General features: G+C 73.4%; 14 protein-coding genes. 4 read left to right on the top strand and 10 right to left on the bottom strand.

Translation table 11 applies throughout. From position 1 onward, the window contains the following. Window positions 1–54: 54 nt before the first annotated feature. The gene (locus ACIQJT_RS17940) at window positions 55–549 is read right to left on the bottom strand and encodes a MarR family transcriptional regulator (RefSeq protein WP_365453628.1); all 495 of its coding nucleotides are present in this window, start codon (window positions 547–549) and stop codon (window positions 55–57) included. 72 nt (window positions 550–621) lie between these two features. Here ACIQJT_RS17940 and ACIQJT_RS17935 point away from each other — a divergent pair, with 72 nt between their 5' ends. Genes ACIQJT_RS17935 through ACIQJT_RS17925 form a run of 3 tightly spaced genes read left to right on the top strand, consistent with a single transcriptional unit; the run spans window position 622 to window position 3,374 of the window. Further along, entirely contained in the window at window positions 622–1,518 is an 897-nt protein-coding gene (locus tag ACIQJT_RS17935; RefSeq protein ID WP_365453625.1) for an ABC transporter ATP-binding protein, read from the top strand. Continuing rightward, window positions 1,515–3,083 carry an ABC transporter permease gene (locus ACIQJT_RS17930; RefSeq protein WP_402644445.1) on the top strand — a complete coding sequence of 523 codons (1,569 nt, stop codon included), beginning with the start codon at window positions 1,515–1,517 and terminating at the stop codon, window positions 3,081–3,083. The genes ACIQJT_RS17935 and ACIQJT_RS17930 overlap by 4 nt, the downstream gene beginning before the upstream one ends. Window positions 3,084–3,116: 33 nt before the next feature. After that, window positions 3,117–3,374 (top strand): hypothetical protein, encoded by a 258-nt coding sequence (locus ACIQJT_RS17925; protein WP_402644443.1) that lies wholly within the window; start codon window positions 3,117–3,119, stop codon window positions 3,372–3,374. A 10-nt stretch (window positions 3,375–3,384) separates the two neighbouring features. On the opposite strand, the gene ACIQJT_RS17920 is transcribed toward ACIQJT_RS17925, so the two are convergent. The 9 genes from ACIQJT_RS17920 to ACIQJT_RS17880 all read right to left on the bottom strand — a co-directional run bounded on the left by ACIQJT_RS17920 (window position 3,385) and on the right by ACIQJT_RS17880 (window position 13,061). Next, window positions 3,385–3,837, bottom strand: coding sequence for a DUF5707 domain-containing protein (locus tag ACIQJT_RS17920; protein WP_365453617.1), 453 nt, complete (start codon window positions 3,835–3,837; stop codon window positions 3,385–3,387). Between the two features lie 145 nt (window positions 3,838–3,982). Beyond that, the gene (locus ACIQJT_RS17915; protein WP_402644440.1) at window positions 3,983–5,191 is read right to left on the bottom strand and encodes a cytochrome P450; all 1,209 of its coding nucleotides are present in this window, start codon (window positions 5,189–5,191) and stop codon (window positions 3,983–3,985) included. A gap of 103 nt (window positions 5,192–5,294) precedes the next feature. Further along, complete coding sequence (locus ACIQJT_RS17910; RefSeq protein WP_365453611.1) at window positions 5,295–5,960, bottom strand: response regulator transcription factor; 666 nt, start codon at window positions 5,958–5,960, stop codon at window positions 5,295–5,297. Then, the gene (locus ACIQJT_RS17905) at window positions 5,957–7,333 is read right to left on the bottom strand and encodes a histidine kinase (RefSeq protein WP_402644436.1); all 1,377 of its coding nucleotides are present in this window, start codon (window positions 7,331–7,333) and stop codon (window positions 5,957–5,959) included. Before ACIQJT_RS17905 ends, ACIQJT_RS17910 begins: the two co-directional genes overlap by 4 nt. Window positions 7,334–7,431: 98 nt before the next feature. Further along, complete coding sequence (locus ACIQJT_RS17900) at window positions 7,432–8,115, bottom strand: response regulator transcription factor (protein ID WP_365453605.1); 684 nt, start codon at window positions 8,113–8,115, stop codon at window positions 7,432–7,434. Continuing rightward, on the bottom strand, window positions 8,112–9,482 hold the full coding sequence (locus tag ACIQJT_RS17895) for a sensor histidine kinase (RefSeq protein ID WP_402644433.1): 1,371 nt from the start codon (window positions 9,480–9,482) through the stop codon (window positions 8,112–8,114). The genes ACIQJT_RS17900 and ACIQJT_RS17895 overlap by 4 nt, the downstream gene beginning before the upstream one ends. Further along, window positions 9,475–10,710 (bottom strand): acyltransferase, encoded by a 1,236-nt coding sequence (locus tag ACIQJT_RS17890; protein ID WP_402644430.1) that lies wholly within the window; start codon window positions 10,708–10,710, stop codon window positions 9,475–9,477. The genes ACIQJT_RS17895 and ACIQJT_RS17890 overlap by 8 nt, the downstream gene beginning before the upstream one ends. Further along, on the bottom strand, window positions 10,703–11,737 hold the full coding sequence (locus ACIQJT_RS17885) for an alpha/beta hydrolase (RefSeq protein ID WP_402644789.1): 1,035 nt from the start codon (window positions 11,735–11,737) through the stop codon (window positions 10,703–10,705). The genes ACIQJT_RS17890 and ACIQJT_RS17885 overlap by 8 nt, the downstream gene beginning before the upstream one ends. A 349-nt stretch (window positions 11,738–12,086) precedes the next feature. Continuing rightward, a complete protein-coding gene (locus ACIQJT_RS17880) occupies window positions 12,087–13,061 on the bottom strand; it encodes an alpha/beta hydrolase (protein WP_402644428.1) in 975 nt (324 codons plus the stop codon). Window positions 13,062–13,317: 256 nt separating this feature from the next. On the opposite strand from ACIQJT_RS17880, the gene ACIQJT_RS17875 reads away from it, so the two are divergent. Beyond that, window positions 13,318–13,926, top strand: a complete 609-nt coding sequence (locus ACIQJT_RS17875; protein WP_402644425.1) for a TetR/AcrR family transcriptional regulator — start codon at window positions 13,318–13,320, stop codon at window positions 13,924–13,926. Window positions 13,927–14,026 lie beyond the last annotated feature (100 nt).

Here is a 14,026-nt window from a genome sequence, read left to right as displayed (position 1 = left end):
ACGGCCGGCAGGTGTCCGCTGCCGGCCGGACGGGCCGGTGGAGACCAGGGAGCGCTAGGCCCCGAACAGCCTGGCGCGGTGGGCCTTCCAGCGCTCCATCATCTGCGCCACGTCCTTCTCGATGAACTCGAAGAACGCCAGCGTCTCGGCCAGCCGTTGCCCGGCCGGTGTCCCGGCGCCCAGGCTGGCCACCCCCTCGCGCAGGGCCTCCTCCCACCGCTTGATGATCGTCTCGCGGTTGGTGAGCGCGTGGTACCACTGGTCGGAGTGGACCCGGTAGCGCTCCCGCCGCGAGCCGGGCTCCCGCTCGCGCGACAGCATGTGGACCTGCGCCAGGTAGCGCACGGCCCCGGAGACGGCCGCCGGGCTGATCTGCAACTGCTCGCTCAGTTCGGCGGAGGTCAGGGTGCCGCTGTCGGAGGCGAGCAGGGCCGAGAAGACCCGGGCCGGCATCCTCTGGAGCCCCGCCTCGACCAGTTGGGCCGCGAACCGCTCCACGAACCGTGAGACCGCCTCCGGGTCCCGCTCCACCGCCTTCGACTCCGTCATGCCACCACCCTAACGGGCTTCACCTGTTTCTGTAACTTCACAAATTTCTGAAAGAAGCGTACGTTCCTCTGCATGACCAAGGCCATCACCGTCTCCGGACTGCACAAGTCGTTCGGCAGGACCCACGCGCTCGACGGCCTCGACCTGGACGTCGAGACCGGCGAGGTGCACGGCTTCCTCGGCCCCAACGGCGCCGGCAAGTCCACCGCCATCCGCGTCCTGCTCGGCCTGCTGCGCGCCGACTCCGGCGCCGCCCAGATCCTGGGCCGCGACCCGTGGGCCGACGCAGTCGAGGTGCACCGCCGCATCGCCTACGTCCCCGGCGACGTGACCCTGTGGCGCAACCTCTCCGGCGGCGAGGTCATCGACCTCTACGGCCGGCTGCGCGGCGGACTCGATCCGGCCAGGCGTGCCGAGCTCATCGAGCGCTTCGAGCTGGACCCCACCAAGAAGGGCCGCACCTACTCGAAGGGCAACCGCCAGAAGGTCGCCCTGGTCGCCGCGTTCGCCTCGGACGTGGACCTGCTGATCCTGGACGAGCCGACCTCCGGACTGGACCCGCTGATGGAGGCGGTCTTCCAGCGCTGCGTCGAGGAGGAACGCGAGCGCGGCCGTACGGTCCTGCTCTCCTCGCACATCCTCAGCGAGGTCGAGGAACTCTGCGACCGGGTCAGCATCATCCGGCGCGGCCGGACCGTGGAGTCGGGTTCACTGGCCGACCTGCGCCACCTGACCCGCACCAGCGTCACCGCCGAACTCGCGGGCGCCCCCAACGGGTTGGCCCACCTGCCCGGCGTCCACGACCTCGACGTCCAGGGCCGCCGGGTGCGGCTCCAGGTGGACACCGACCGACTGGACGCGGTGCTGCGGCAGTTGAGCGAGACGGGCGTGCGCTCGCTGACGTCGACCCCGCCGACGCTGGAGGAGCTGTTCCTGCGGCACTACCAGGACGAGGTCGCGGCCTCATGACCTCCCTGACGGGCACCGGCGTGCTCCTGCGTTTCAACCTGCGCCGCGACCGGCTGATGATCCCGGCATGGGTGGCGGTGAACGCCCTGATGGTCCTCTCCATGCCGAACACCCTGGAGAGCCTGTACGGCACTCCGGCCGAGCGCGCCGACCTGCTGCACCAGGTGGCCGCCAACTCCTCCCTCCGCGCGCTGATCGGCCCCGTCTTCGACGACTCCCTCGGCGCCCTCACCGCCTGGCGCGTCGGCGTCTACGCCGGAGCACTCGCCGCCGCGACCGGACTCCTCGTCGTCGTACGCCACACCCGCGACGAGGAGGAGAGCGGCCGGCAGGAGATGCTCTCCTCGGGCGTGGTGGGCCGGCGGGCCTCGCTGACGGCCGCACTGCTCGCGGCGGCCGTGGCGAACGGCGTGCTGGCCCTGCTGGTGACGGCCGGACTCGCGGGCCGCGGCGTCGCGGGAGCACTGGCCTTCGGCCTGGGGCTCGGCGCGGTCGGCATGCTGTTCGCCACCACGGCCGCGATCGTCGCGCAGGTGACCGAGAGCGCACGGCTGGCCCGGGGCGTGACGGCGGGGGTGCTGGGCGCGGCGTTCGTGCTGCGGGCGTCGGGGGACTCGGTGTCCACCGACGGGTCCTCCGTCCTCACCTGGCTGTCGCCGCTCGGCTGGCTGTCGCAGCTGCGCCCCTTCGCCGGCGAACGCTGGTGGGTGCTGCTGCTGTTCGCGGCGGCGGTGGCCGGCCAGGGCGCGCTCGCCTACGTCCTGGCGGGCCGCAGGGACGTGGGCATGAGCTTCGTGCCGACGCGCCCCGGCCCCGCGTCCGGCCGCCTGGGCACGGCGGCCGCGCTGGCCTGGCGGCTCCAGCGGGGCGCACTGCTCGGCTGGTCGGTCGGCTTCCTCCTCGCCGGGGTGGTCTACGGCGGTCTGACCGACGGCGTGGCCGACCTGGTCGGCGACAACGCCAAGGCCCGCGAGATCTTCGAGCGGATGGGCGGACAGTCCGGGATCACGGACGCGTTCCTCGCCTCGATGACCGGGATGCTCGGTCTGGTGGCCGCGCTGTACGTCGTCGCGTCGGTGCTGCGGCTGCACGGCGAGGAGACCTCGATGCGGGCGGAACCGGTGCTGGCGAACGCGGTGGGCCGACTGCGGTGGGCCGCGGGCCACCTGGTGATCGCCTTCGGCGGCTCGGCACTCGTGATGCTGCTCGCCGGCCTCGGTCTCGCCGTCGGCTACGGCAAGGAGACCGGCCCGGTCCTGGGCGCGTGCCTCGTCCAGGTCCCGGCGGTGTGGGTGATCGGGGGGCTCACCGTCCTCCTGTACGGGCTCGCCCCGCGCCTTGCTCCCCTGGCCTGGGGAGTCGCCGGAGCGGTGCTGCTGATCGGCTGGGTGGGCCCGGCGCTGGACGTCCCGCAGGTCGTCCTCGACCTCTCCCCCTTCGGCCACCTGCCGAAGCTGCCGGGCGGGCAGATGGAGTGGGCGCCGGTCCTGGTCCTGCTCGCGCTCGCGGGGGTGCTGGTGGCGGGAGGCCTGGCGGGACTGCGGCGCCGGGATCTGACGACCTGAACCGGGGGGCCGGTCACGCGCGTCCCTGTGTCCGTGAAACGGAGAGCGGACGGAGTGACCTGCGGCGGCTGTGCGCTCTCCGCGACGGGTGCGATCGGGGCAAACTCGCTGTGGCTGTCCCTGCCCCGCACCCGGCGTCACCTGGGCGGAGGGTTCGAGAACGAGGGCATGGACTGGACGGTCCTGCTCGCGGAGCTGCCGATGGTGGTGGTGGGAGGAGCTTTGCTGCCCCTCCTGGCCCTCACTCTGGTGATGCGGGTGGTGGGCCGGCGGCGGCCCCGGCCGGAGTGACCGGGCGGGGTCAGGCCACCGTGAAGTCGGCCGCCTTGGTGTCGAGGGTCGTGTCGCCGTCCTCGGCGGTGACCAGGACCGCCACGTGCCACAGGCCCCGCGGGGAGCCCTCGGCGTCGGCGCGGGTGACGGCGACCTTGTAGGTGCACCGCTGGGTGTCCCCGCCCGAGGGCTTGCAGGTGGCCGACTCGACGGCGGCCATGTCCTTGGCCGTCAGCCCCTTCTTGGCGAAGGACGACTTCTCCGGCCAGGCCAGCACCTTCACGCTCTTGACGTCGGAGGACGCCGTGACGTCGGTCGTGAAGGTCAGCGAGCCGTCGCGGTCGGCGGCGGGAGCGGTGTAGCGGGCCGTGCTGTGCGCCGGCGCCGGCGACTGGTCACCGGCGTAGGCGAGGGCGAAGGCGCCGGCACCGCCGAGGACGACGACACCGGCGGCGACGGACACAGCGATACGACGCGACATGACAGGTTCTCCTGAAGGCTCAGTTGCATCCCACCGGCGCTCTCATCGGCGCCGTGCGTCCATACTGTCCGCGCGGCGAGCGCCGGGTATGAGCACGCGTACTCAACTGAAGCCTGAGTAACGGCCGTTGCGTCCTCGCACCTACCTACGGGAGGACGTGGACGCGCAGCCCCTCCAACCCTCGGATCACGAAGTTCGGCTTGCGCTCCGGCTCGGCCGCCAGGGCGAGTGTCGGGGCCTTCTCCAGCAGGGCCGTCATGGAGGCGGCCAGTTCGATACGGGCCAGGGGGGCGCCGATGCAGTAGTGGATGCCGGCGCTGAAGGAGATGTGCGGGTTGTCGGCGCGGGTGAGGTCGAGGCGCTCGGGGTCGTGGAACACCTCGGGGTCGTGGTTGGCGGAGCCGAAGAGGAGGGCGATCTCGGCGCCGCGCGGGATGGTCGTGCCGTCGATCTCGATGTCGTCCAGGACCCAGCGTTCGAAGAGCTGGAGCGGGGTGTCGTAGCGCATGAGCTCTTCGACGGCACGGGGGACGAGGGAGTGGTCGGCGCGCAGTGCTTCCAGCTGGCTGGGGTTGCGGAACAGGGCGTACCAGCCGTTGACCGTGGAGTTCACGGTGGCTTCGTGACCGGCGTTGAGCAGCAGTACGGCCGTGGAGATCATCTCCTGCTCGGTGAGCCGGTCGCCCTCGTCGTGCGCGGCGATGAGCCCCGAGATCAGGTCGTCCCCGGGCTCCTTGCGGCGCTCGGCGATCAGGTCGCGGAGGTAGTCGGAGAACTCGACCGAGGCCCGGACCGCCCGCGCCGCCACGTCCTCGGACGGGTTCAGCTCGTACATCCCGCAGATGTCCGCCGACCAGGGCCGCAGCGGCGCCCGGTCCGCCTCCGGGATGCCCAGCATCTCGGCGATCACGGCGACCGGGAGCGGCTCGGCGACATCGGTCAGCAGATCCCCGCCGCCCGCCGCGACCAGGCGGTCCACCAGCTCACCGGCCAGACCGGTCACATACGGCTTCAGCCGCTCGACCGTACGCGGGGTGAACGCCTTGGACACCAGGCGCCGGATCCGGGTGTGGTCCGGCGGCTCCAGGTCGAGCATCCCGTGGTCGTTGAGCGTGTGGAACGGCTCGTGCTCCGCCGGCGGTGCCGTCCGCCCGAACTCCTCGTGCGTGAACCGGTGCTGGTAGGTCCGCCCGAGCCTGCGGTCCCTGAGCAGCGCGGAGACGTCAGCGTGGTGCGGGACGAGCCACTGGTCCGTGGGCTCGAAGTACTGCACACGGCCCTTGGCGCGGAGCTCGGCGTAGGCGGGGTACGGGTCGGCGAGAAACGCCGGGTCCCAGGGATCGAAGGCTGCCATGCGGGGACGCTAGCCCGGGAGGCGACCTTCTGACCAGGGGGGTTCTCGCGTGGCCCGGCACGACACCGCTTTGCACCGCATGACCAGGTGGACCGTACGCCCCCTACCCCGGCGTCACCAGCCGGGCCTCGTACGCGAAGACCGCCGCCTGGGTGCGGTCCCTGAGACCCAGCTTCACCAGGATGCGGCTGACGTGGGTCTTGATCGTCGACTCGGCCACCACCAGGCGCTCGGCCATCTCCGAGTTGGACAGGCCCTGGGCGATGAGGACCAGCACCTCCGTCTCGCGGTCGGTGAGGTCGCCGTAGGCCGTGTGGGCCGAGGCCATGAGCCTCGGGGACTCGGACAGCTTGGAGAACTCCTTGATCAGGCGCCGGGTGACCGAGGGCGCAAGGAGTGCCTCGCCGGACGCCACCACCCGCACCCCCTCGGCGAGCTGACGGGCGGAGGCGTCCTTGAGGAGGAAGCCGGAGGCACCCGCGCGCAGCGCCTGGTACACGTACTCGTCGAGGTCGAAGGTCGTCAGGACCAGGACCTTCGCCGTGCCGTCGGCCGCGACGATCTCCCGGGTCGCCTCGATGCCGTTCAGCTCCGGCATCCGGATGTCCATCAGGACCACGTCCGGGGCGAGTTCACGGACCCGGTCCACCGCCTCGCGGCCGTTGACGGCCTCGCCGACCACCTCGATGTCCGGCATCGCGTTCAGCAGCACCGAGAAGCCCTCACGGACCATCATCTGGTCGTCCGCGACCAGCACCCGGATCGTCATGCCTCACCCTCGTCCTTCAGCGGCACCGGCAGGAACACCGCCACCTCGTACCCGCCGTCGTCCGTGGCGCCCGCCGTCATCTCGCCGTTCAGCATGGAGACCCGCTCCCGCATGCCGGTGATGCCGTGGCCGGCTCCGGGCGAGGGCTTCAGCAGCGACAGCTCGGGGCGCGGGCCGTTGACCACGCGCAGGCCCAGGCCGCCCAGGACGTATCCGATCTCGACCCGCGCGCTCGCCCCCGGGGCGTGCCGCAGGGTGTTGCTCAGCGCCTCCTGGACGATCCGGTACGCCGACAGCTCCACGCCCTGCGGGAGTTCGCGGACCGCTCCGGTGACCGCCTTGTCGACGCTCAGGCCCGCTCCCCGCACGTTGTCGAGGAGGGCGTCGAGGTCGGCGAGGGTGGGCTGCGGGGCGTCCGGCGCCTCGTAGTCCTCGGCGCGGACCACGCCCAGGACCCGGCGCAGCTCGGTGAGGGCCGCCACCGCGTTCTCCCGGATGGTGGCGAACGCCTTCTCCAGCTCCGGCGGCGGGTTCTCCACCCGGTAGGGGGCCGCCTCCGCCTGGATGGCGACGACCGACATGTGGTGGGCGACCACGTCGTGCAGCTCGCGGGCGATCGTCGTGCGCTCCTCAAGGAGGGTGCGGCGGGAGCGCTCGTGGGCGGTCACCGTCTGCTGGGCGGTCACCGTCCGCTGGGCGTCCCGGCGTATGTGCCAGACGGTCACGGCGAGCAGGGACAGGGCGGAGACGAAGAGCATCTCCACGGTGTTGGAGCGGTAGTAGTGACCGGCGCCGAGGGCGCCCTGCCACAGCACCCCGTAGACCCCGGTCAGCAGCCACATCCAGGCCGCCGTGCGCGGCCTGGTGCGTATCGCCACCACGGTGAGCACCACGAGGTGGCAGGCGAAGCCGCCGGGCAGCCACGGCCAGTCCTGCTGCCAGGAGTTGACGAAGGCCACCGGATAGGTGACCGCGGTCGCGGCCAGCGACAGCCAGAAGGCCATGACCGGCCGCACCATGGTCAGCAGGACCGGGACCAGGGCGCACAGGCCGACGAAGAGGCTGGTGGTCGCACCGCGGCCGCTGCTCTCCGCCCCGATGAGCATCGCGAACAGACCGGCCGTGGTGATCAGCGCGTGCGGCGTCCAGACCGCGTACTCCCGCAGGCGGCCGCGCAGCAGACGCGGAAGGCCCTTGCCGGCGGGGGTCGGAGGCAGCGGACGGTAGGCGAAGACGTCGCTGATCAGGTCGTGCCGCAGGCCGCGCAGGGCGTTCACGGCGGCTCTGAACTCGGGGCTGCGGAACGCGTACGCGTGGTATCCGCCGCTGCCGCCGTGCGGCGGTGTCATCTGCGTCTCGGTCGTATCGGTCACGTTCAGAACGGTAGGCCGGGGCCGGGGTCCCCGTCGTCACCAGCGAGACGGGTCCTTCGGCGTCCCTCTCAGGTACTACGGGCACCGGAGCGGGCCGATCAGTAGCCGGACGGTCTGACCAGCCCCGACTCGTACGCGAACACCGCGGCCTGGGTGCGGTCCCTGAGGCCCAGCTTCACCAGGATGCGGCCCACGTGCGTCTTCACGGTCTGCTCGGCGACCACGAGCCGCTCGGCGATCTCGGCGTTCGACAGACCCTGCGCGATCAGCGCGAGGACCTCCGTCTCCCGCTCGGTCAGCTCCCCGACCCGGCTCTTGAGGGGGGAGCGGGGCCGCTCGTCGAGGCGGGAGAACTCGGCGATCAGCCGCCGGGTGATACCGGGCGCGAGCAGCGCGTCCCCGGCCGCCACCACGCGCACCGCCTCGGCGAGCTGCTCCGCGGAGGCGTCCTTGAGGAGGAACCCGGACGCGCCGGCCCGCAGCGCCTCGTAGACGTACTCGTCGAGGTCGAAGGTGGTCAGCACCAGGACCCTGATCTCCGGGCGCTCGCCGGTGATGCGGCGGGTGGCCTCGATGCCGCCCAGCTCGGGCATGCGGATGTCCATCAGGACGACGTCCGGGACGAGTTCGGCGACCTGGGCGACGGCGTCGAGGCCGTCCACCGCCTGCCCGATCACCTCGATGCCGGGCTGGGCGCTCAGCAGCACGCTGAAGCCCTGCCGGACCATCTGCTGGTCGTCGGCGATGAGTACGCGGATGTCTCCGCTCGTGCCGGTCGTCATGCGCTGCCGTCCTCGGAGTCGATGGCCTGCTCGGGCGCGCCCGGGGGCGCCGTCGGAAGATACGCGGCCACCTCGTAGCCGCCGTCGGGGCGGGGGCCGGCGCGCAGTGTCCCGCCCAGCATCGCGGCCCGCTCCCGCATGCCGAGCAGCCCGTGTCCCGCGCCCGGTGACGCGGCCACGGCCCGGGTGGGGCGGGAGTTGACGATCCGCACGTCCACCCCGTGCAGGTAGTGGACGAGCGAGACGGAGGCGGTCGCGCCGGGCGCGTGGCGCAAGGCGTTGCTCAGCGCCTCCTGCACGATGCGGTACGCCGACAGCTCCACGCCGGACGGCAGGGGCCGCCGGACGCCCCGCACGTCGACCTGGACGCTCAGTCCGGCCGCCCGGGTGTTCTCCACCAGCGCGTCCAGCCGGTCCAGGGTGGGCTGCGGGGCGTGCGGGGCGGTGCCGGTGACGGGGTCGGCGGACTCCTGCGCGGTGTCGGGGTGTTCGGCCCGCAGCACGCCCAGGACCCGGCGCAGCTCGGTCAGCGCCTCCAGCGCGTTCTGCCGGATGCCGTCGAGGTTCTCGCGCAGTTCCGCGGAGGGGTTCTCGACGAGGTGCGGGGCGACCTGCGCCTGGATCGAGATGACGGACATGTGGTGGGCGACGACGTCGTGGAGTTCGCGCGCGATCCGGCTGCGCTCCTCCAGCAGGGTGCGGCGGGCCCGCTCCTCGGCGGTGAGCGTGGTCTGCTCGACGAGCGCCCTGCTGGCCTCCCGGCGGCCCCGCAGGGCGGTGCCGAGCACCACCACCACGGTGAACAGGGTGACCGCGAGAATCCCGGTGGGCTGGAAGTCGGCCGCCCCCAGCACGCCCTCCACGAGGTACGTGAGAAGCAGGGTCACCGCCAGCGCCTCGGCGGCCACGCGTGTGGGCACCCGCAGGGCGAGCAGCAGGAGGACGACCATGTGTCCGATGAGTCCGCCGGAGGACCAGGGCCAGGTGAAGCCGTGCGCGCCGCCGGCCAGCAGGTGCCGGCGCACCTCGACGGCGCCGACCACCATGGCCGCGGTCGAGAACCACCACGCAGGGACGGGCCGCCACAGCGCGAACACGACGGCGGCGCCCTGGGCGAGACCGATCGCGAGGGCGAGGCTGACGCCCACCCCGCCGTTGTCCTCGAGCTGGGCCGCAACGCCGATGGTGACCCCGAGGGCGACCATGCAGACCAGGCCGTGCGGCAGCCAGCGCAGCCAGACGGACGGGGGCAGCGGGTCGACCCGCAGCGTGCACAGGTCCGCGCGCAGCACCCGCAGCCAGCCCAGCACACGGTCCCTGACCACCTGTCCGACCCCCGTCTCCCGCACGTCGACCACCCTAGGCACGACGCGCCTCCTCCGCTGCCGCGGGATCGGTCCCGCGGTGCACCCGCACCACCCGTGACGGACGGCCCCCGACCCGGCGCGGCCCCTGCTCGAACGACCGGAAGGCCGACCGGCAGACGGCGAGGACGAGGACGAACACCGGCAGCCAGGCCAGCCGGGCGCCCACCCAGTCCAGGCCGTCGGGCACGGTGTGCAGACCGGGCAGCCGGCCGAGCGCGAGGCCGGTGGCCGTGGTGGCCATCAGCGCCGTCTGGTGCCACAGGAAGATCGTCATGGCGGAGAGGTTGACGAGTGCCACCGCCGCCCAGACCAGGGGGCGTCGCATCCCGGCGCGCAACCGGTCGCGCAGCAGCAGGGCGAGCCCGCACTGGGCCAGGCCGAAGGCGACGGCGGCCAGCGTCGGCGGGTTCAGGTTGGACACCGGGGCGCCCGGCACCCCGACCATCGACGCCGGATACCCCGCCCACACGACGAGCACCGCGGTCGCCGTCGCACCGCCCCCGAGCAGGAGCCACCCCGCGCGCCGCCTCTCCAGTTCGCCCCGGGTCCAGGCCGCGCCCAGGGTGTAGGGGACCAGCCAGCCGGCCGCCAGGTTCACCCAGCCCAGCCAGTCCGGGCCGCCCAGCCCGAAGCGCACGAGGTCCACGTGCAGGACGACGGCCAGCGGCCACAGCGGGTGCAGCCTCAGCAGGAGCGGGGTGGCGGCCGTGAGGGCGCCGAAGACCAGGAGGAACCACATCGGGGACAGGGCGAGCCTGACCAGGGTGCGGACCGTCCCGTACGGGGCGCCGGTCAGCAGCAGGGCCGTCGCGGTGACCGTCCACAGGGCGAGGACGGCCGCCACCGGCTTGAACAGCCGCGCGAGACGGCCCGTCAGCCACTGCCGGTACGTCGTCCCGCGGGCACGGGCCGAGGTGTAGCCGCGGGTCGCCACATGGCCGCCGACCAGGAAGAACACGGCCAGGGTCTGGAAGGCCCAGGAGATCGGGGCCAGCCACGGCATGTGCTGAAGCGGGCTCGCGGTGTGCAGGGCGCCTCCGTCGGCGACCAGGGCGGTCACCAGCCAGTGGCCGAGGACGACGCCGAGGATCGCGAAGGCGCGCAGGGCGTCGACGGCACGGTCCCGGCCGTGGGGTGTCGCCGCGTCGATCCGGTGGGCGGCCCGGCGTATGCCGTCCGCGCCCCGGCGTATGCCGAAGCCGTGCCGGGGGTCGTGGTTCTCAGGCACGGGTCACCTCCGCGGCGTCTCCGAGGACGATCCGGGCGAGGTTGGTCAGGGAGACCGAGCCCGGGCTGAAGTAGTCGCTGTGGCCGCCCCGTCCGGCGGCGAAGACGTGGGCGCCGAAGGCCGGGGAGACCGGGTCGGTGCCGAATCCGACGGTGACGCCGAAGAGGCCGGCCCTCACGTGCGGGACCTCGCCGACCCAGTCGTCCTCCCCCCTGGCCGCCCAGACCCGGGCGGGGGTGCCCAGGGCCGTGGCGGTGTCGGCGCCGGTGCCGGGGCTGCCGATGAGCGCCAGGTCGTCGACGTCGAGGTGGGCGGCCGCCCTTGCGCAGACCACCGAGCCGTAGGAGTGGCAGACCAGGGAGAGGGTGCCGGTGCTGCCGACGACGCCCTGGAGTCGGCGTATGAAGGCACGCAGGTGAGGGGCCGCGTCCTCGGCCCTGCCCGTGGTCAGGACCGCGGTGCTGACGGTGTCCGGGGTGCGGTAGCCGAGCCAGGCGACCACCGCGGTCCGGGTGCCGTGCGGGGCGGTGGCGGTGAGCTGTCGGTGCAGGGCCGCGGCCGTCGTCCGGAAGCGGTCGTAGGTGTCCAGGGAGGTGTCGGAGCCGGGGACGAGGACGGCCACGTGGTCGGCGTGGGCGAGGTCGCCGAAGACCTCTGTCGCGCTTCCGGGGCCCCGGCCGTCGAAGGCGAGGAGGTGGCGGGCGGGGGCGGCCAGCCTCCGGTCCGCCGCCGCGCGGTGGGTGTAACCGTGGTCCTCGGCCGCGCGGGCGGCCTCGGCGGCGTTGCTGCTGTTGGCCGCGTAGATCTCGTCGAGGGTGGCGGGGGTGAGCGGAGGAAGCGTGGCGGGGGGCGGTGACGGGATCTCGGGGCGGGCGGCCGCGGAGAGCGGGGCCACCACCGCCGCGGTGATCAGGGCGGCGAGAACGGCCCGGCGCCACGCGCGGACACGGCGGTGCACGCGGGCACGGCGGTGTCCGGGCCTTCCGTGGACGGCCCGCTCGTCCTGCTCGCCTGACTCGTCCCCCACGTACAGGTCGTCCCGGACGCCCCGCAGCCGGCCCGGTTCGTCGCGGCCGTCGGCCGGCTCGGTCCCGCCCACACCCCACGGATGCCACGCGTCACCGCCGCGCTCACGCGGGCCCCTCCCCCTGGTCCCCACAGTCGTCCCTCCCCGTCCGCCCGGCCATCGGGCTTGTCAGGAAAGGAAGTTACGGAGCCGGAGCTGTCGTCCGCGTCCCGCCAGGGAGCTCTTCGCGGTCGTAGCTCTCAGGTATTACGGGTATCACCGGGAGGGGCCGCACGAGGTCACAGGAAACATCCCAAGACGCTTCCAAGACGCACTCCGGACCGCATCCCAAGACCCTCCCGGACCCGCCTCACCACGCCAGCTGCGCGATCTCCTCCGCCACCACCGCGCACGCGTCCGCCGCCGGGTCGATCAGCGGGAAGTGGCCGACGTCCTCCAGCAGGGTCAGGCCCACCACCTCGCCCGCCTTGGCCGCCGCGTCCGCGTAGGCCTCGGCGACCGCCTGCGGTACGACCGTGTCGGTGCGGCCCTGGACGAGGGTGGTCGCGATGCCCGTGGGCAGCAGCAGCGCGGGGTCGGCGTAGGGCACGCGCGCCGCGAACCCCTCGTCGCCGCCCAGGAGTTGGCGGCACGCGCCGCCGCACACGTCCAGCTTGTCGGCGACCGTGAAGTCGGCGATCGGGGCGAGGGCGACGACCCCGCGCAGGGGCGCCGGACGGTCGATGCGCCACGCGGCGTCGGCCGGCAGCAGGTGCCGGGCCGCGGCCCACAGCGCGAGGTGGCCGCCGGCGGAGTGACCGGTGACCACCATGCGGCGCGGGTCGGCCTGCGGGAGGTGCTCCCGTACCAGCCCGGGCAGCGCGTCCACCGCGGCGGCCACGTCGTCGAAGGTCTCGGGCCAACGTCCGGCCACCGACCCGACGCCGCCGGCGCCCAGGCCCCCCGCACCGACACCACCGGCACCGACGCCATCCACAGCGCCCCCACCACCGGCACCCTCCCCCGGCAGAGAGACCCCACCCCGCCGGTACTCCACGTTGGCCACGGCGAATCCGCGCCGGGCCAGGAAGTCCACGAACGGTGTCACGTGCCGCCGGTCGTAGGGCGCCCGCCACGCTCCGCCGTGCAGGACGACGACCAGCGGCGCGAGGCCGCCCCCGGGGGACACCGCCACGCGCGGGGCGTAGAAGTCGATCATCTGGTCGGGGTCGTCGCCGTACGCCGCGGTGGCGTCGGGGTCGACCGCCGGGTGCGAGAAGGCCGACTCCTCCTCGGCCGCGACACGGGCTTCTGCGGCGGCACGGGCTGCGGCGTCGTCCGGCATGCTCCAACCTCTCAGCGACGAAACGGATCTGACGGACCGTGAATCATCCTGGAAGGGAATCCGGCCGTTGGCCGGGACGGTATCAGGCCCATGACGTGCGCGGACCCGGGGATGTCACGCTCGGTGAGGGTTAAACGGTTCTGCCGTTTCGTTACGCTGGTGGCGGTCCGCCCCACGGATCCGGAGCACACCGACAAAGCACACCGACAACGCACACCGCCGAAGCGCACCGCGTGAGCGCACCGAGGAGGCCGACATGTCCGCCGAACCCGGCACCGTCCGTCCCGGCGGCCGTACCGCGCGGGTCCGTGCGGCCGTGCTGCGGGCGGCCGGGGACGTGCTCGTCGAGCAGGGTTTCGACCGCCTGGACCTCGCCGAGGTCGCCCGGCGCGCGGAGGTCGGCAAGACGACCGTGTACCGGCGGTGGGGGACGGTCACCGCGCTGGTCGCCGACCTGCTCGCCGACATGGCCGAGCAGTCGCTGCCCCGCGCCCGCACCGGCTCGGTCCGCGACGACCTGCGGGCCAACGCCCTGCTGGTCCAGCGCACGCTCGCCGACCCACGGCAGGGCGCGCTGTTCCGGGCGGTCATCGCCGCGGCGGCCTGCGACCCGCGTACCGCCGAGGCGCTGCGGCACTTCTACGCGGTACGGGTCGCCGAGTGGGCCCCCTGTGTCACGGAGGGCGTCACGCGCGGCGAGCTCCCCGCCGGCACCGACCCGGCGACCGTCGTACGGGCGGTCTCCGCACCCCTCTACTACGGCCTCCTCACCACCGGCACGGTCCCCGATCCGGCCGCCGCCGAACGCGCCGCGGACGCGGCGGTCGCGGCGGCACAGGCGGGCGTGTACGCCGTGCAGGACTGAGGGCGCCGAAGCCGAAGCCGAAGCCGGTCAACCGGACCGACAGCGCGGACCGGTCACCGGACCGGCAGGGCGGACCAGCAGGGCGGCACCGGTCACCGGA

It is taken from the genome of Streptomyces sp. NPDC091972 (assembly GCF_044756385.1).
In the GTDB taxonomy this organism is placed as follows: Bacteria; Actinomycetota; Actinomycetes; order Streptomycetales; family Streptomycetaceae; genus Streptomyces.
This window is presented reverse-complemented; position numbering and strand designations above follow the sequence as displayed.

Excerpts from the sequence above, each read along its gene's own strand:
- ACIQJT_RS17940 (WP_365453628.1), bottom strand. The coding sequence starts at position 549 with ATGACGGAGTCGAAGGCGGTGGAGCGGGACCCGGAGGCGGTCTCACGG.
- ACIQJT_RS17935 (WP_365453625.1), top strand. The coding sequence starts at position 622 with ATGACCAAGGCCATCACCGTCTCCGGACTGCACAAGTCGTTCGGCAGG.
- ACIQJT_RS17930 (WP_402644445.1), top strand. The coding sequence starts at position 1,515 with ATGACCTCCCTGACGGGCACCGGCGTGCTCCTGCGTTTCAACCTGCGC.
- ACIQJT_RS17920 (WP_365453617.1), bottom strand. The coding sequence starts at position 3,837 with ATGTCGCGTCGTATCGCTGTGTCCGTCGCCGCCGGTGTCGTCGTCCTC.
- ACIQJT_RS17915 (WP_402644440.1), bottom strand. The coding sequence starts at position 5,191 with ATGGCAGCCTTCGATCCCTGGGACCCGGCGTTTCTCGCCGACCCGTAC.
- ACIQJT_RS17910 (WP_365453611.1), bottom strand. The coding sequence starts at position 5,960 with ATGACGATCCGGGTGCTGGTCGCGGACGACCAGATGATGGTCCGTGAG.
- ACIQJT_RS17900 (WP_365453605.1), bottom strand. The coding sequence starts at position 8,115 with ATGACGACCGGCACGAGCGGAGACATCCGCGTACTCATCGCCGACGAC.
- ACIQJT_RS17880 (WP_402644428.1), bottom strand. The coding sequence starts at position 13,061 with ATGCCGGACGACGCCGCAGCCCGTGCCGCCGCAGAAGCCCGTGTCGCG.
- ACIQJT_RS17875 (WP_402644425.1), top strand. The coding sequence starts at position 13,318 with ATGTCCGCCGAACCCGGCACCGTCCGTCCCGGCGGCCGTACCGCGCGG.